This window comes from Streptomyces sp. NBC_00005 (assembly GCF_045160215.1).
Taxonomy (GTDB): Bacteria; Actinomycetota; Actinomycetes; order Streptomycetales; family Streptomycetaceae; genus Streptomyces.
Map to the genome: position 1 here is coordinate 1,930,033 of NZ_CP108316.1, position 13,972 is coordinate 1,944,004.

Annotated in this window: 15 protein-coding genes; 4 read left to right on the top strand and 11 right to left on the bottom strand. The window is 71.4% G+C overall.

All coding sequences use genetic code 11. From position 1 onward, the window contains the following. Nucleotides 1–108 precede the first annotated feature (108 nt). The 6 genes from OG303_RS09240 to OG303_RS09265 form a co-directional block, all read right to left on the bottom strand. The gene (locus tag OG303_RS09240; RefSeq protein WP_405866683.1) at nucleotides 109–1,059 is read right to left on the bottom strand and encodes a catechol 2,3-dioxygenase; all 951 of its coding nucleotides are present in this window, start codon (nucleotides 1,057–1,059) and stop codon (nucleotides 109–111) included. Continuing rightward, nucleotides 1,056–2,168 (bottom strand): 4-oxalomesaconate tautomerase, encoded by a 1,113-nt coding sequence (locus tag OG303_RS09245; RefSeq protein WP_405866685.1) that lies wholly within the window; start codon nucleotides 2,166–2,168, stop codon nucleotides 1,056–1,058. Before OG303_RS09245 ends, OG303_RS09240 begins: the two co-directional genes overlap by 4 nt. Continuing rightward, the gene (locus tag OG303_RS09250) at nucleotides 2,165–2,869 is read right to left on the bottom strand and encodes a 4-carboxy-4-hydroxy-2-oxoadipate aldolase/oxaloacetate decarboxylase (protein ID WP_405866687.1); all 705 of its coding nucleotides are present in this window, start codon (nucleotides 2,867–2,869) and stop codon (nucleotides 2,165–2,167) included. The genes OG303_RS09245 and OG303_RS09250 overlap by 4 nt, the downstream gene beginning before the upstream one ends. After that, nucleotides 2,866–3,615 (bottom strand): PIG-L deacetylase family protein, encoded by a 750-nt coding sequence (locus OG303_RS09255; RefSeq protein ID WP_405866689.1) that lies wholly within the window; start codon nucleotides 3,613–3,615, stop codon nucleotides 2,866–2,868. Before OG303_RS09255 ends, OG303_RS09250 begins: the two co-directional genes overlap by 4 nt. Nucleotides 3,616–3,674: 59 nt before the next feature. Then, nucleotides 3,675–4,325, bottom strand: a complete 651-nt coding sequence (locus OG303_RS09260; protein ID WP_405866691.1) for a GntR family transcriptional regulator — start codon at nucleotides 4,323–4,325, stop codon at nucleotides 3,675–3,677. 284 nt (nucleotides 4,326–4,609) lie between these two features. Beyond that, nucleotides 4,610–5,137, bottom strand: coding sequence for a MarR family winged helix-turn-helix transcriptional regulator (locus tag OG303_RS09265; RefSeq protein WP_405866693.1), 528 nt, complete (start codon nucleotides 5,135–5,137; stop codon nucleotides 4,610–4,612). A 334-nt stretch (nucleotides 5,138–5,471) separates the two neighbouring features. Between OG303_RS09265 and OG303_RS09270 the strand changes: the two genes are divergently transcribed. The 3 genes from OG303_RS09270 to OG303_RS09280 all read left to right on the top strand — a co-directional run bounded on the left by OG303_RS09270 (nucleotide 5,472) and on the right by OG303_RS09280 (nucleotide 9,127). After that, entirely contained in the window at nucleotides 5,472–6,509 is a 1,038-nt protein-coding gene (locus OG303_RS09270; protein ID WP_405866695.1) for a zinc-binding dehydrogenase, read from the top strand. Nucleotides 6,510–6,646: 137 nt separating this feature from the next. After that, nucleotides 6,647–7,522: a sensor histidine kinase gene (locus OG303_RS09275; RefSeq protein ID WP_405866697.1), complete on the top strand. Its 876-nt coding sequence runs from the start codon at nucleotides 6,647–6,649 to the stop codon at nucleotides 7,520–7,522. Nucleotides 7,523–7,651: 129 nt separating this feature from the next. After that, nucleotides 7,652–9,127 carry an MFS transporter gene (locus tag OG303_RS09280; protein ID WP_405866699.1) on the top strand — a complete coding sequence of 492 codons (1,476 nt, stop codon included), beginning with the start codon at nucleotides 7,652–7,654 and terminating at the stop codon, nucleotides 9,125–9,127. Nucleotides 9,128–9,205: 78 nt separating this feature from the next. Here the strand turns inward: OG303_RS09280 and OG303_RS09285 are convergent, their stop codons facing one another. From OG303_RS09285 to OG303_RS09300, 4 genes are read right to left on the bottom strand one after another with little or no spacing between them, the layout of a single operon-like run. After that, entirely contained in the window at nucleotides 9,206–10,288 is a 1,083-nt protein-coding gene (locus tag OG303_RS09285; RefSeq protein WP_405866701.1) for a maleylacetate reductase, read from the bottom strand. Then, nucleotides 10,285–11,151 carry an intradiol ring-cleavage dioxygenase gene (locus tag OG303_RS09290; protein ID WP_405866703.1) on the bottom strand — a complete coding sequence of 289 codons (867 nt, stop codon included), beginning with the start codon at nucleotides 11,149–11,151 and terminating at the stop codon, nucleotides 10,285–10,287. The genes OG303_RS09285 and OG303_RS09290 overlap by 4 nt, the downstream gene beginning before the upstream one ends. Before the next feature lie 42 nt (nucleotides 11,152–11,193). Then, complete coding sequence (locus tag OG303_RS09295) at nucleotides 11,194–11,787, bottom strand: hypothetical protein (protein ID WP_405866705.1); 594 nt, start codon at nucleotides 11,785–11,787, stop codon at nucleotides 11,194–11,196. Between the two features lie 39 nt (nucleotides 11,788–11,826). Beyond that, nucleotides 11,827–12,339, bottom strand: a complete 513-nt coding sequence (locus OG303_RS09300) for a hypothetical protein (RefSeq protein WP_405866707.1) — start codon at nucleotides 12,337–12,339, stop codon at nucleotides 11,827–11,829. A 131-nt stretch (nucleotides 12,340–12,470) separates the two neighbouring features. Between OG303_RS09300 and OG303_RS09305 the strand changes: the two genes are divergently transcribed. Next, nucleotides 12,471–12,815 (top strand): cupin domain-containing protein, encoded by a 345-nt coding sequence (locus OG303_RS09305; protein ID WP_405866709.1) that lies wholly within the window; start codon nucleotides 12,471–12,473, stop codon nucleotides 12,813–12,815. A 60-nt stretch (nucleotides 12,816–12,875) separates the two neighbouring features. Here OG303_RS09305 and OG303_RS09310 read toward each other — a convergent pair whose 3' ends face one another. Further along, the gene (locus OG303_RS09310) at nucleotides 12,876–13,880 is read right to left on the bottom strand and encodes a LacI family DNA-binding transcriptional regulator (protein WP_405866711.1); all 1,005 of its coding nucleotides are present in this window, start codon (nucleotides 13,878–13,880) and stop codon (nucleotides 12,876–12,878) included. Nucleotides 13,881–13,972: the final 92 nt, after the last annotated feature.

Here is a 13,972-nt window from a genome sequence, read left to right on the forward strand (position 1 = left end):
ACCCGTGGTGCGCAAGACGCTAAGGACCCGAGGGCAAAGGTGTCAACGTTTTTGTCAACAATCTCATCAACGGTCCAGACGCAGCGCCTTGCGCACCGGAAAACGGGCCTACGCGACCGGCGGCGTCCCGTGCGTGTGGAAGGACTCGATGGTCTTCAGGCCCCAGGCCTGGCCCTTCTTCCGCTCCTCCTCGGTCCAGGTGATCAGCGGCCAGTCGGGCGCCAGGACGAGGCGGGTGAGCGGGTTGCACAGCTCGATGCGGTTGCCGCCCGGCTCGTAGACGTAGAGGAAGAACGTCTGCTGGATGGCGTGCTTGTGCGGGCCCGTCTCGATGAACACGCCGGTGTCGATGGCGAGATCGGCTGCGCGCAGGATGTCCTCGCGGGTGTCGGTCGCGAAGGCGATGTGGTGCAGCCGGCCGGTCGAGCCGGTCCAGTCCTCGGTGTAGACGACGTCGTACGACTTGTTCGTGTACGTCAGCCAACGCGCCGCGATCCGGCCGGAGTTGAGCTGGATCTGCTCCGTGGGGCGGGCTCCCAGGACGTGTTCCTGGAACTCGGCACTGGCGAGCACGTCGGCCGCGAGGAAGTTGATGTGGTCCAGGCGCCGCACGCCCACGCCCCGGTTGGGCTTGGCCTGCGGCTGGTTCTTCAGCGCCGGCTTCAGCTCGTCGGGGGCCCGGTAGTGCTCGCTCTCCCAGTACAGGGCGTGCTCGTGGCCGTCGGGGTCGGTCGTCAAGTACAGCTTGCCGAGGCCGGGTTCGTCCTCGACCCACTTGCCGCTGCCGCCCGCCTCCTCGATCGCCTTGATACGGCGATGCAGTGCCTCCTCGCTGGAGGCGCGCAGGGCGAGCCGGCCGAGGCCGGGGTGCTCGCGGGCGGTGAGGACCAGGCTGTGGTGTTCGTAGTCGTCGAAGGTCCGCAGATAGACGGTGTCGCCGTCCTGGCCGTTGACCGTGAGCCCGAGGTAGTCGGTGAAAAAGGCGACGCTGGCGTCCAGTTGGGGAGTGAAGAGCTGGGCGTGGCCGATGTGGGCGATGTCGCCGAGCGGCGGAGTCATCGTTGACCTCCTTGGGATTGCGGGGGGATCGGTGCCGTCTCGGCCGACCTGGGGAACACGGTGCCGTCGAAGATCTTGCGGGCCGTGCGGACCACGGCCGTGCGGCGGGCGGCGGGAAGGCCGTCCGGGGCAGTGGCGAGACTGCTCTCGATGTCCAGGAATCCCGTGGGATGTTCTATCCGGACCCGGTCACCACTGCCATCGATCTCCGCGAGCTCAGCGCCCACGCTGCCTTCGATCCGCAGGCCGGCGGCCACACTTGCCGCGCCGAGCACGCCGATCGAGGTGTGGCAGCGCACAGGGATGAACGTACGGGTGGTGACCGCGCCGCCGTCGCGGGGCGGGGCGAGCAGGGTGAGCTTGGGCACGGTGGTGTCGGAGACGTCGCCGAGGCCCATCAGGCGGCCCGCTGCCAGGCGGATCTCGCGCAGCCGGTCGGCGAGCGCCAGGTCCGCCTCCAGGTCCTTGGGCACCTCGTAGCCGGTGATCTTCAGGGCCGATGCTTCGATGAGCACCGTCGGCATGCCGTTGTCCACGCAGGTCACGGCCACACCGTCGATGTCGTCCCGGACGTTGCCGGTGGGCAGCAGCGGATTCTCGCTCGGCGGGAACTCGATCACCACGGGCGCCGCCGCCCCCGGCACGCCCGAGATCTCGGCGTCTCCCGTGTAGTCCACGCGGCCGCCCGGGGTGGGGAAGGTCGCCGTCGCGTGGTCGCCGGTGTTGACCATGCGGATACGGACGGAGGTCTCCTCCTGCCCCGCCGCCACCAGCCCGCGCTCGACGGCGAACGGACCGATACCGGCAAGGATGTTCCCGCAGTTCTGACGGCCGCTCACCTCCGGCCGGTCGACCACGACTTGGAGAAAGAGGTAGTCGACGTCGGCGCGGGGGTCGGCGGAGGGCGAGACCACGGCCACCTTGCTGGTGAGCGGGTGCGCGCCGCCCAGGCCGTCGATCTGCCGCTCGTCGGGGCTGCCCATGACGCGCAGCAACAGCTCGTCGCGCAGGGCCGGTTCGGCGGGCAGGTCGTCGGCCAGGAAGTAGGCACCCTTGGAGGTGCCGCCCCGCATCAGCAGACAGGGCACCCCCTCGGGTACGCCGGTCACGACCGCTCCCCCGCGTACTCCTCGTACGTCCGGTACTCGACGCCGAGCCGAGTGAGCGTTTCCCTCAACCCATAGCGGTCCAGGCCGAGTTGGCCTTCGAGGAAGGCGGCTCGGGTGGCGGCCTCCTTCGCCTCGCGGGCCTCGGACCTCTCGGCCGTCTCGCGAGCGCGCTCACGCGGGACGACCACGACACCGTCGTCGTCGGCGAGGATCACGTCGCCGGGGCGGATCACCTGGCCGTCGACGGCGATCGGCACGTTGACCGAACCGCCGGTTGCCTTCACCGTGCCCTGCGAGGAGACCGCCCGGGACCAGGCGGCGAAGCCCATCTCCCGCAGCTCCTGGGTGTCGCGGATGCCCGTGCTGAGGACGACGCCGCGCACGCCGCGCTGCTGGAGGGCGGTCGCGAACAGCTCGCCGAACAGGCCGTCCGTGCAGGGCGAGGTGGTGGTGACGACCAGGATGTCGCCCTCGCCGCACTGCTCCACGGCGGCGTGGATCATCAGGTTGTCGCCGGGCCAGCTGAGCACGGTGACGGCGGTCCCGGCGACCCGTACGCCCTGCTGGACGGGGCGGATCTCCGGGCCGAGCAGGCCCGTTCGGCCCATCGCCTCGCTCACCGTCGCCACACCGAAGCCGGCCAGCGCCTCGACGTCCTTCGCGTCGGCCTTCGGCGGGTTGGTGACGATCACGCCGCTCATGCCAGCTCCTTCGCGATCTGCGGGAACGGCCGCATGTAGGCCTCGGCCATGGTGTTGTGCGCCAGGCCCAGATTGGGGCCGGCGTTGCGCTTGAGCTGGACGCCCCGGCGGACGGCGAGGTCGGAGTAGTAGGCCCACAGGTGCTGCTGGGCGCCGAGGCACTCCATCGCCTTGCGCTTGGTGTCCCACACCTGGGTGATGTCGAGCAGGACCTCGGGCTTGAAGCCGCTCATCTCGGGCTGGTGCGGCTCGAAGTAGAAGACCGGCGGGGCGCCGATGAGGTCGCCCTCGCCCGGGTAGCCGATGGCCTGAGCGAGGATGCGGGCCTCCAGGGCCATGCGGTTGGCGGCCGGGTGGTCGCCGTTGTACGGGTCCTCGACCGGGTGGGTGAGCACGACGTCGGGCTGGGTGTCGCGGTAGACGGCGACGAGCTGGTCGGTCAACTCGGCGGTGGGGACGAGCGGATAGTCCCCGGCGTCGAAGAAGCGGACCTCGGCACCGAGGGTGGCCGCCGCGCGCTCGGCCTCGTCCCGGCGTATCGCCTTGATCTCGTCCAGCTTCTTGCCCTCGCGCCACGCCTTGGCGGACTCGCCGCGCTCGCCGAAGGTGAGACAGGCGACGGTGACCTTCTCCCCGCGGGAGGCGGCCAGGGCGATGGCGCCGCCCGCCCGCCACACGAAGTCCCCGGCGTGCGCGGTGACGACGAGTGTCGATCGTGGCTGGGCGGGCGCGTTGGCCTGGGTCATTCTCGAATCTCCTTGGTGGACAGGTGGCGCCCGCCCCCCACGCGTGCCCGCAGCGCGCGTCAGTGGCGCAGCGCCTCGATCACGCTGGTGAGGTGGGCGCGGACGGCCTCCTCGGCCGCCTGCGGGTCCCTGGCCCTGATCGCCTCGATCATCGCCAGATGCTCGTTCAGGGAGTGCTGCGGTCGTCCCGGCCGCAGCGCCAACTGGAAGCGGTGGCGCACCAGTTGGGCATTGAGTCGCTCCAGCAGGTCCACGGCCGTCTGCTGGCCGGAGAACTCCCGGACCTTGGCGTGCAGCTCCTGGTTGAGCTCGGAGTAGGTCACCGGCTCACCGTCGGCCACGGACTTGGTCATCGCCGTGCCCAGCTCCGTCAGCTCGGCGAGCTGCTCGTCGCTGGCCGAGACCGCAGCCTTCGCCGCGCAGAGCCCTTCGAGGACCATGCGGCACTCGGTGATGGCGACCGCCTCCTCCACGGTCACCACCCGCACCCGCGAGCCGCGGTTGCGGATCCGCTCGACGAGGCCCTGGGCCTCCAGATCGATGAGTGCCGCGCGGATGCTGGCCCGCGTCACACCGAACTGCTCGGCGAGCTCGTTCTCCACCAGCCGCTGCGCCGGTGCCATCTCGCCGTGCAGGATCGCCTGCCGCAGCTGCGCGAACGCATGCTGTTTGGCCTGCTCTCCGGTGCTCGGACGGGCTTCCTTCGGCATCGTTGCCCTCCCTGACTGAGTGCCTGTCGAACCTAAATCTAGCCAGACAAGATTGTCAACAATTTTGTCCGCCGCATTGCTCGCACACTCCGGCGCCGCGAGCAGCATCAATGCGACCCCCGTCTCCACAGGCGAAAGCAACAGCAACACGTACGAGTACGCGTACTGGAAGGTACGGCCTCGATGCGAGCCGCACACGCCACACCCCGGCGATCCGACCGGCGGGGACACAGCGCGTCAGGGCCGCCAGGCCCCCTGCCGCCCGCGCAGCGATCCCCTCACCGTCAGACAGCGGGCGGCATCCGCACGGGATCCTCGGCGTGCGCGACGAAGTCGTCCACCAACCGATGGAAGAGCGCGGCGAGTTGCTCCAGATCCTCCCCCGACCAGCCGGCCAGGACCATCTCCAGACCCCGGCGACTCGCCTCGCGGATGCGGTCGACCGCCGCCAGTCCGAGGTCGGTGATGCGGACGCGCTGGGCCCGGCGGTCGTCCGGGTCGGCGATGCGGATCACATAGCCATCGCACTCCAACTGGCGCAGCTGGCGGGTGACATGGGAGGCCTCCACCGACAGGCGGACCGCGAGCACGCCGGGGCGCAACGGCTCACTCTCGGCGATGTGCCGCAGGATGGCGACGGCGGCCCGGTCCAGCGGCAGCCCGGCCAGAGCCATCAGACGCTCGTGCTGCCGGGCCCGGCCGGCCAGGTACGTGACACGGGTGAGCGCCCGCTCGATGTCGCCGACGTTCGCCGAGGCCCCTGTCGGGACGTTCGCCGGGACGGACGCTGAGGCGGATCGCTGCGCGGGCATACATCCACCGTAGATCCGCTTGCCTGACTTAAGCAATATAAAAATGATTGCTTGACTTAAGTAACATACCTGTGCTTGCCTAAGTCAAGGAAACCGGTCAGCACCCGGACCGGGGCCGCATCGAGCGAAGGCGGCCCCTGCCGCGCCGACTCCGTGGGGACGGGGAACGGCGCACGTCACCGGGTCCGGCCGCCGGGACTCCCCCCTCCGGCGCCGGGCCCGGTGACACCGCGCACGTCCGGTCGGTCACCGTGCTCCCCCGTCCCTCCCGTCCGGACTCGCCCGAGTCCGGAGACACCAGTCGCGATGCACCTCCACGAAAGCGAGTCTCCCGATGGCCACGATGAAGTCCGTCCGGACCGGCGCCCAGAACCACATCGACCTGGTGGACGTCGAGCGTCCCGTGCCGGGGCCGAAGGACGTGCTGATCAAGATCCGCGCCTGCGGCATCTGCGGCACCGACACCTTCTTCCTGCACATCGGCGGCATGCCCGCCGGTGCCGACGGGTCGATGCGTTCCATCCCGCTGGGTCACGAACCGGCCGGCGAGATAGTGGAGTTGGGTGCCGAGGTCACGGGCCTGAAGGCGGGCGACCGCGTGGTGGTCAACCCGCAGGGTGTGCCCTCCGGGATCATCGGGTGCGGCGGCGAACACGGCGGCATGAGCGAGTACCTGCTCCTGGAGGACGCCGAGATCGGCAGAACCGTGGCCGTCTTCCCCGACACCGTGCCGTTCGACGTCGCCTCCCTCAACGAGCCGATGGCCGTCGCCCGGCACTGCGTCAACCGCTCGGAGGCGAAGCCCACCGACAAGGTCGTCGTCTTCGGCGCCGGACCCATCGGTCTGGGCGCCACCATCTGGCTCAAGCTGCGCGGCGTGGAGCACGTGGTCGTCGCCGATGTCATCCCCGAGCGCCTGGAGACCGCGCTCGCGGTCGGCGCGGACGCGGTCATCAACTCGGCCACCGAGGACGTCACCGCCCGGCTGACCGAACTGCACGGTCAGGCGGCCAACGCGCTGGGCCAGCCGCGCGCAGGGACCGACATCTACATCGACGCGGCCGGTGTCGCGGCCGTGTTCAACGCCACCGTCGACGCCGCCAAGTGGGGCGCCAAGCTGGTGATGGTCGCCGTACAGAAGAAGGGCGCCGACATCGATCTCGGCGGCATGCTGCGCAGCGAGCTGACCCTGATCGCCTCGCAGGGCTATCCGACCGAGATCTTCGAGGTCACACCGGAGATCGTGGAGCACCACGAGCGCTTCGCCCGGCTGATCAGCCACCGCGTGCCCTTCGCCGAGGCCGACCGGGCCTTCGAGTTGGCGCTGACGCCGGGGGCGGCCGAGAAGGTCGTCGTCACCTTCGACGCGTAGGCGCTCCGCCGGGGTGCCGGGTTGTGCGTGGGCCTATCGGGCCGCCACGGCGTCGTCGTGGCTGGGCGCGCAGTTCCCCGCGCCCCTGGAGGGGTGCGGGCCCGCTCCACTGCGTCACGGACAGGAACTCCACATCCATGATCGACAAACTGCAAGGCCGCTCCGGCGGTTGGCCCAGCAGCACCGTGATGGTGATCGTCAGCTGCGCCATGGTCGCCATCGCGCTCGGCTGCCTGGTCACGGTCCTGCCGGTCGGCACCGCTGCCTGGTTGCTCCTGCCCACCGTCCTCGGCACCGCGCCCCGGGTGCGCGCCGCGTATCTGGACGCCGAATGCGCCCGGGAGGCGGAGGTGCGGCGCCGGGTCACGGAGGAGCGGATGCGGATCGCCCGCGACCTGCACGACGTCGTCGCCCATCACCTCGTGCTGGCCAACATCCAGGCCGGCGCAGTCGCCAAGCAGCTGCCGGGGCGGCCGGAGGAGGCCCTGCGGATCGCCTCCGTCCTGAGCGGAACCACCGCCACGGCGCTGCGCGAACTCAAGTCCACCGTAGGCCTGTTGCGTCAGACGGCCGACGCGGAACGGCCCCTGGATCCCACCCCGGGACTCGCCCAACTCCCCGACCTGGCCGGCTCGTTCCGGAGCGTCGGGCTCGAAGTCACCGTCATCACCGAGGGCGTGCCCGAACCGCTGTCCGCCGGTACGGACCTCACGGCGTACCGCATCGCGCAAGAGGCCCTGACCAACGTCACCAAACACGCCGCCACCCGCGCGGCCGAGGTGCGGCTGGTCTACTCCCGGGACCGGCTGACGGTGACGGTCGTCAACGAGGGCGGTGCCGCACCTGCGCCCTTCGCTCCCCCGGGCGGCGGGTACGGCGTGATGGGCATGCGCGAGCGGGCCCGTTCGGCCGGTGGGCGCTTCCGTGCGGGCCCGCGGAACCACGGCGGCTTCGAAGTCGTCACCGAGCTGCCGCTCGGGGCGGACCGGCTCGAGGCATCCGCGGCCCGCTGAACCGCCGCCCTCCCCGCGTGGGCCTGGTCACACCGGGACCCGCGCGCCAACCATCCACTTGCTTAACTCAATCAATCCTGCATATGCTTGCGTAAGTCAAGCAACAAGCACTGGCCTGGAGGCCCTGCCATGTCCGACGCACTTGCCCGACCCGCTGCCACGGGGACATCAGCCCCGCCGAAGCCGAACGCCGTGGTGGCGGTGCTGGCCCTGGCCGGAATCGTCGTCTCGCTGATGCAGACCCTGGTCATTCCGATCGTCCCGGAGCTGCCCACGCTGTTGCACGCCTCGGCCTCCAACGCCGCCTGGGCCGTCACCGCCACCCTCCTCGCGGCCGCGGTGGCCACTCCGGTGGTCGGCCGCCTCGGGGACATGATCGGCAAGCGGCGCATGCTCCTGGTCAGCATCGTTCTGCTGGTCTCCGGCTCCGTCGTGTGCGCCCTCGCCGACTCCCTCGTACCGATGATCATCGGTCGCACCCTGCAGGGCCTCGCGGCCGCCGTGGTGCCGTTGGGCATCAGCATCATGCGGGACGCGCTGCCGGCCGACCGGCTGGCGGGGTCCACCGCGCTGATGAGCGCCTCGCTGGGTGTGGGCGGTGCGCTGGGCCTGCCGACGGCCGCGTTCATCGCCGACAAGTGGGACTGGCACCTCCTGTTCTGGGCCTCGGGCGCGCTGGGTGCCGTCGCCTTTGTGCTGGTGCTGCTGATCGTGCCGGAGTCCAAGGTGCGCACCGGTGGCCGCTTCGACCTGGTGGGTTCGCTCGGTCTGTCCGCCGGTCTGGTCTCCCTGCTGCTGACCGTCTCCAAGGGCGGTGACTGGGGCTGGACCAGTGGCACGACGCTCGGCCTGGGCGCCGCCGCCGTCGTGATCCTGCTGGCCTGGGGCCGGTGGGAGCTGCGCGCCGAGCAGCCGCTGGTCGACCTGCGTACGACCGCCAAGCCGCAGGTGCTGTTCACCAACCTGGCGTCGGTCTCGCTCGGCTTCTCGATGTTCGCGATGTCCCTGGTGCTGCCGCAGTTGCTGCAACTGCCGGAGCAGACCGGCTACGGGCTGGGCAAGTCCATGCTGACGGTCGGCCTGGTGCTCGCCCCGCAGGGCCTGGTCATGATGGCCATGTCCGCCGTGTCCGCCGCCGTCACCAAGGCCAAGGGCCCGAAGGTCACCCTGATGATCGGCGCGCTGATCGTGGCCGCCGGCTACGCCCTGAACATCGTCCTGATGTCCGAGGTGTGGCACCTGATCCTGGTCTCCTGCATCATCGGCGCCGGTGTCGGCTTCACCTACGGCGCGCTGCCCGCCCTGATCATGGGCGCGGTCGACCCGTCCCAGACCGGCGCCGCCAACAGCCTCAACACCCTGATGCGCTCCCTGGGCACCAGCTTCGCCAGCGCCCTCGCCGGCGTCATCCTGGCCCAGATGACCACCGACTTCGGCGGCCACGCGCTGCCCTCGGAGAACGGCTTCAAGGTCGTCATGGCCATCGGCGCCGGAGCCGCCCTGCTCGCCTTCCTCGTCGCCTCCTTCATCCCGCGCCGGCAGGCCCCGCCAGCGGCGGCCGCCGAGCCGGACGAGCAGCCCGAGGCCGTCACGGCAAAGGCGTAGTACCCGGCCGACCGCCCCCCGGCGGCCGTCGTCCCGCTCCGGCGGGCGGCGGCCGCCCGGCGTTTGTTCGGCAGGTCTTCAGGCAGCGGGAAATTCAGGCGGTCCACCCTCGTACGCCGCCCGCAGCACCGCGAGCGCCCCGTCCTCCGTCACCGTGCGGGGGTTGGCGTACGCCTGGCCCGCGGCCTGAGCGGCTGCCACCGTCAAGTCGGCTTCCTTCAGGCCGAGTTCGGCGAGGGAGCGGGGGGCGCCGAGCCGTTCGGCCAGGTCTCGCAGGGCGCGCGGGGCGTCGGTCGCGTCCAGGGCGCGGGCGACGGCGGCGGCCGCGTCCGGGGCAGCGGGCGCGTTGTACGCGAGGGCGTACGGCAGGACCACCGTGTGGGTCTCGGCGTGCGGCAGGCCGAAGGTGCCGCCCAGGACGTGGCACAGCTTGTGGTGCAGGCCCATCGTGGTGGCGCCGAGGCAGGAACCGCACAGCCAGGCGCCGTACAGGGCGCGTCCTCGGGCCTGAAGGGAGTCCGGGTCGGTGGCCACCGCGGGCAGGGCGCCCGCCATGGCCCGTAGGCCCTCCTGTGCCATCAACGCGATCAGGGGCGAGGTGTCGGGGGCGTACAGCGCCTCGACGGCGTGGGCGATCGCGTTGATGCCGCTGGTGACCGAGAGCGGTACGGGCAGGGAGAGGGTGAGTTCGGGGTCGTAGACGACGCTGCGCGGGAGGACCACAAAGTCCCGGCCGGTGCGTTTGGCGCCGTGTTCGGTCAGGCCCCAGACCGGGGTCATCTCCGAGCCGGAGTAGGTCGAGGGCACCGCAATCAGCGGCAGGCCGGTGCGCAGGGCGAGCGCCTTGCCGAGGCCGATCGAGGAACCGCCGCCGACGGCCACGCAGCCGTCGGCGCCCGCCGCACGGGCCACTTCGACGGCCCGGTCGGCGACCTCGACGGGGACGTGCATCCGGGCGCCGTCGTGCAGGCCCGCGCAGGCGGAGCCGAGCGAGTCGGCGACCGCCCGCGCGGTGTCCGCGCCGTGGCTGCCGCAGACCACCAGCAGCCGCCGCAGGCCGAGCCTCGCGGCCTCGCCCGCCGTCGCGGTGGTGGCGGCGCCGGGCCGGAAGACGACCCGCACGGGCCGGGACTCGTAGGAGAAGTCGAGGTCGTAGTTCACGACCGCTCCAGTACGAGGTCGAAGCGGGCGTGGCGGAACGGGTTCGCAAGGCCGAACTCCCGTGCCAGGGAAGGGTCGTCGGTCTCCGTGAAGTCCTGGACCAGGCTCGGCTTGACGGCGAACACCGCGTCCGAGTCGAGGTATGCGCTGCCCGCGACGAAGATGTGCGTGGTCACCGGGGTGTGTCCGGCGGCCGAGGCGATGAAGTGGATGTGGGCGGGCCGGTAGGGGTGGCGGCCGGTGGCGCGCAGGAGGTCGCCGACCGGGCCGTCGGTCGGGATCGGGTACGCGCTCGGCACGCAGGTGCGGAACCGGAAGCGGCCCTCGGCGTCCGCGGTGAACAGTCCCCGGCCGTTGCCCGGCGGCTGCACGTCCGGGCGCTGGACGTCGTAGAAGCCGTTCCCGTCGGCCTGCCAGACGTCAACCACCGCGCCCGGCAGCGGAGTTCCGTCCCTGGACAGGACCCGGCCGCTGACCACGCAGGGCTCGCCGCCGCCCACCAGGTCGATGTCCGCGCCGAGTTCGCGGACCGGGGACTCGGTCATGTGGAACGGGCCGAGGACCGTGGACTCGGTGGCGCCGGGGGCCCGGTCACCGTTGATGGTCTCGACGAGCATCGACAGGCCGAGCACGTCCGACAGGAGGATGAACTCCTGCCGCGTGTCCGTGCAGGTCTGCCCGGTCGCCGTCAGGAATCCGACCGCCCGCTCCCACTCCTCCTGCGTCAGGCGCGTCTCGCGCGCGAAGGCGTGGAGGTGGCGGATCAGGCCGGTGAGCAGCTCGCGCAGCCGCGGGTCGGCGGTGCCGTCCAGGCTGTTCACCGCCTCGTCCGTGACCGTCGTGTCGGTGGCGTCGGTGGTCATCTCGGCTCCGTTCCCTGATGCGCTCGTCGACCGGACCCGTGGTCAGCCGAACCAGACGACGAGCCGTACGTTCTCGTCGCCGTATCCGGTCGCAAGGTTCCGCATGGCGTTCCACACCAGTGCCCAGCATCCCTCGTCCGGCGGGGCGAGCATCCGCGCCGTGAGGACCACGGGCCGGTACACCGCGCCGTCCAGGTGCACCTCGGCGCCGGGCGGCCACTCCGGCGGTGCGAGGAGCAGGTCCCCGCCGAACGTGCCTGCGGCGGCCTCGCGCAGGCCCGGAGTCACCCGTACGAGGTGGTCGCCGGCCGGATCCGACCTGTGCGCCCAGTACCAGGCGGGTCGGGGGGCGAGCGGCGCGTCCCAGTCGGCCGCGGCGACCTCGGCCCAACTGACGTACGTGTGGTCGTGCTGATGGTCGCCGATGCCGGTCTCCCGTACCGGATCCGAGACGTCGTCCGGCAGTCCGCGGTCGGCGAAGAGCGGGCGCTCCACGTCTCCCGTCCCGCGCACGCCGAACAGGCAGTCCCAGGCGACATAGTCCCGCGGCGGTCGGAAGTCCAGCAGATCTGCCTGCGTCTGCCAGCGTCCGTCGGCCGAACGGCTTTCGATGGCTCCGTCGATGTCGGTCCCCACGCGGCAGACTTTATGGCAGACGGCGGGTCCGTGGTGCCGTCACTTGATGATCGCGTTCGCCACGACGACGATCACCCCGAGCAGCGCGTCCACCAGGCCGGTCAGTACGGCGACGGGCCAGGAGCGGTGCGACCACCGCGCCGTCACCAGACCCAGGGCGAAGAGCAGCACGATGTTCAGCGTGAACGCCGGATACTCCACGCCGTTCGCCGGCCACCAGCCCCAGCCCGCCCCCGCGAGGATCGCGACGGTCGGCAGCACCGCCGTGACCAGCGGCCACTCGTCGGCGAGGACACGCAGGGCGTCCCAGCGGCGGTGCGGGGCGCGCTCGGCGATGTAGTGGGCGTAGCCGTGGGCGAGGGCGGAGGCGAGCGCGGTCACCAGCAGCCAGACGGCGTCGTAGCGGCGGCTGTCCTGGGAGGTGTGGCCGTACTGGGTGAGCGCCGCGACCATGGAGCAGGCCAGTACGGAGCCGTAGACGCCGCCGAAGAGGATGGCCTCGCGGGTGTCGTGCCGCCGTGGCTCGGGGACGGCCGTCGTGGAGTCCGCCATGCCCTCAACGATCACCCGGGCCGGGGCGGTCCGCCAGTTCGCGGCCCCGCGACGATGTGTCCTCCCACCTGGGCCGATACCGCACACAGTGTCCACGCCCGGCCGTCGGACGATGTCGTTAGGGTCGCCCCATGACCCACAGCTTCGTACTGCACATCCCCGACGCCGAGCTCGAGCCCGAGCCCCTCGATCCGGAGCAGATCGTGTCCGGGACTCCGGAGGTGACCGGGAAGGTCGTCTGGGAGTCGGCGGACGGGAAGCAGATCCGCGGCATCTGGCAGATCACGCCGGGCGTCGTCACCGACACCGAGGCGGACGAACTGTTCGTGGTGATCAGCGGGTCGGCGACCGTCGAGGTCGAGGGCGGGCCGACGCTGACGGTGGGGCCCGGGGACATGGCCGTCCTGCGCGAGGGCGACCGCACGACGTGGACGGTGCACGAGACGCTGCGGAAGGCGTACGCCATCAATCTGTGACCGGGATCGGATCCGTGACCGGGATCAGGTTCGTTGTCGGGATCGGATTCGTGAGCCGGATCAGTCCGTGAGTGGGGCCGCCGTCGTGCCGCGGATCTCCAACGTCGGGGCGGCCAGGTGCAGTTGGCCCTCTCCCCCGGGCCGTTCGAAACGGTCCAGGAGGCAGCGGGCGGCGCGGCGGCCGACCTCGTGGCCCGCGTTGTCGACCGTGGTCAGCCAGACGTGGCGCAGGCGGGAGATGCTCGTGTTGTCGTAGCCGACCACGGACACGTCGTGCGGGACGCGCAGGCCGAGCTCCTCGGCGGCCGAGATCGCGCCGACCGAGGCGATGTCGTTGACGGCGAAGAGGGCGGTGGGCCGGTCCGGGCGGCTGAGCAGCCGGACGGTCGTGCGGTAGCCGCCCTCCTCGGTCATGTCGCCGGCCTCCACCACTGCCTGGTTCGCGAGCCCGTGCTCCCGCATCGTCGCCTCGAAGCTGCGGCGGCGCAGCTCGCCGACGGCGCCGTAGCCCGCGAGGTGCGCGATGCGGCGGTGGCCGAGGCCGATGAGGTGCTCGGTGACCAGCCGGGCGCCACGCTCGTCGTCGCCCGCCACGACGTCCACGCCCGCCGGGGCCGGCTCGCGGGCGCCCGCGACGACGAGCGGGACGCGCTCGGCGGCCGTGCCGAGCGCGGCCGGGTCGGGCAGGGTGCCGACGACGACCAGGCCGTCGACCCGCAGGTCCAGGAGCGGGTCGGTGGGGTCCTGGCCGGTGCGGCGGTTGAGGCGGGCGTCCGCCAGCAGCATCCGCAGGCCGTTGTCGTGCAGCAGCGGGTTCAGGCCGTCGAGCAGATCGACGAACCAGGGGTTGCGCAGGTCGTTGAGGAGCACGCCGACCGTGCGGGTGCGCTGCTCGCTGAGGCTGCGTGCGGCGGCGTTGGGCCGGTAGCCGAGCTCCCGCACCGCCCGCAGTACGGCCTCCCGCTTCTCGGGCCGCACCTGCTCGGAACCGCGCAGCACGAGTGAGACCAGCGACTTGGACACGCCGGCCTGCTCGGCCACGTCGCGGATCGTCGGCGGTTTCATGTTGTGGACCGTTCCATGAGCCGCCGCGGCTTGTCAAAGGGTCCGGGTGGAGGACCTCGGCGAGGTTGTGACGTGGGCCTGGGAAGGGTTGA

Excerpts from the sequence above, each read along its gene's own strand:
- OG303_RS09240 (WP_405866683.1), bottom strand. The coding sequence starts at position 1,059 with ATGACTCCGCCGCTCGGCGACATCGCCCACATCGGCCACGCCCAGCTC.
- OG303_RS09250 (WP_405866687.1), bottom strand. The coding sequence starts at position 2,869 with ATGAGCGGCGTGATCGTCACCAACCCGCCGAAGGCCGACGCGAAGGAC.
- OG303_RS09255 (WP_405866689.1), bottom strand. The coding sequence starts at position 3,615 with ATGACCCAGGCCAACGCGCCCGCCCAGCCACGATCGACACTCGTCGTC.
- OG303_RS09260 (WP_405866691.1), bottom strand. The coding sequence starts at position 4,325 with ATGCCGAAGGAAGCCCGTCCGAGCACCGGAGAGCAGGCCAAACAGCAT.
- OG303_RS09265 (WP_405866693.1), bottom strand. The coding sequence starts at position 5,137 with ATGCCCGCGCAGCGATCCGCCTCAGCGTCCGTCCCGGCGAACGTCCCG.
- OG303_RS09270 (WP_405866695.1), top strand. The coding sequence starts at position 5,472 with ATGGCCACGATGAAGTCCGTCCGGACCGGCGCCCAGAACCACATCGAC.
- OG303_RS09275 (WP_405866697.1), top strand. The coding sequence starts at position 6,647 with ATGATCGACAAACTGCAAGGCCGCTCCGGCGGTTGGCCCAGCAGCACC.
- OG303_RS09280 (WP_405866699.1), top strand. The coding sequence starts at position 7,652 with ATGTCCGACGCACTTGCCCGACCCGCTGCCACGGGGACATCAGCCCCG.
- OG303_RS09290 (WP_405866703.1), bottom strand. The coding sequence starts at position 11,151 with ATGACCACCGACGCCACCGACACGACGGTCACGGACGAGGCGGTGAAC.
- OG303_RS09300 (WP_405866707.1), bottom strand. The coding sequence starts at position 12,339 with ATGGCGGACTCCACGACGGCCGTCCCCGAGCCACGGCGGCACGACACC.
- OG303_RS09305 (WP_405866709.1), top strand. The coding sequence starts at position 12,471 with ATGACCCACAGCTTCGTACTGCACATCCCCGACGCCGAGCTCGAGCCC.
- OG303_RS09310 (WP_405866711.1), bottom strand. The coding sequence starts at position 13,880 with ATGAAACCGCCGACGATCCGCGACGTGGCCGAGCAGGCCGGCGTGTCC.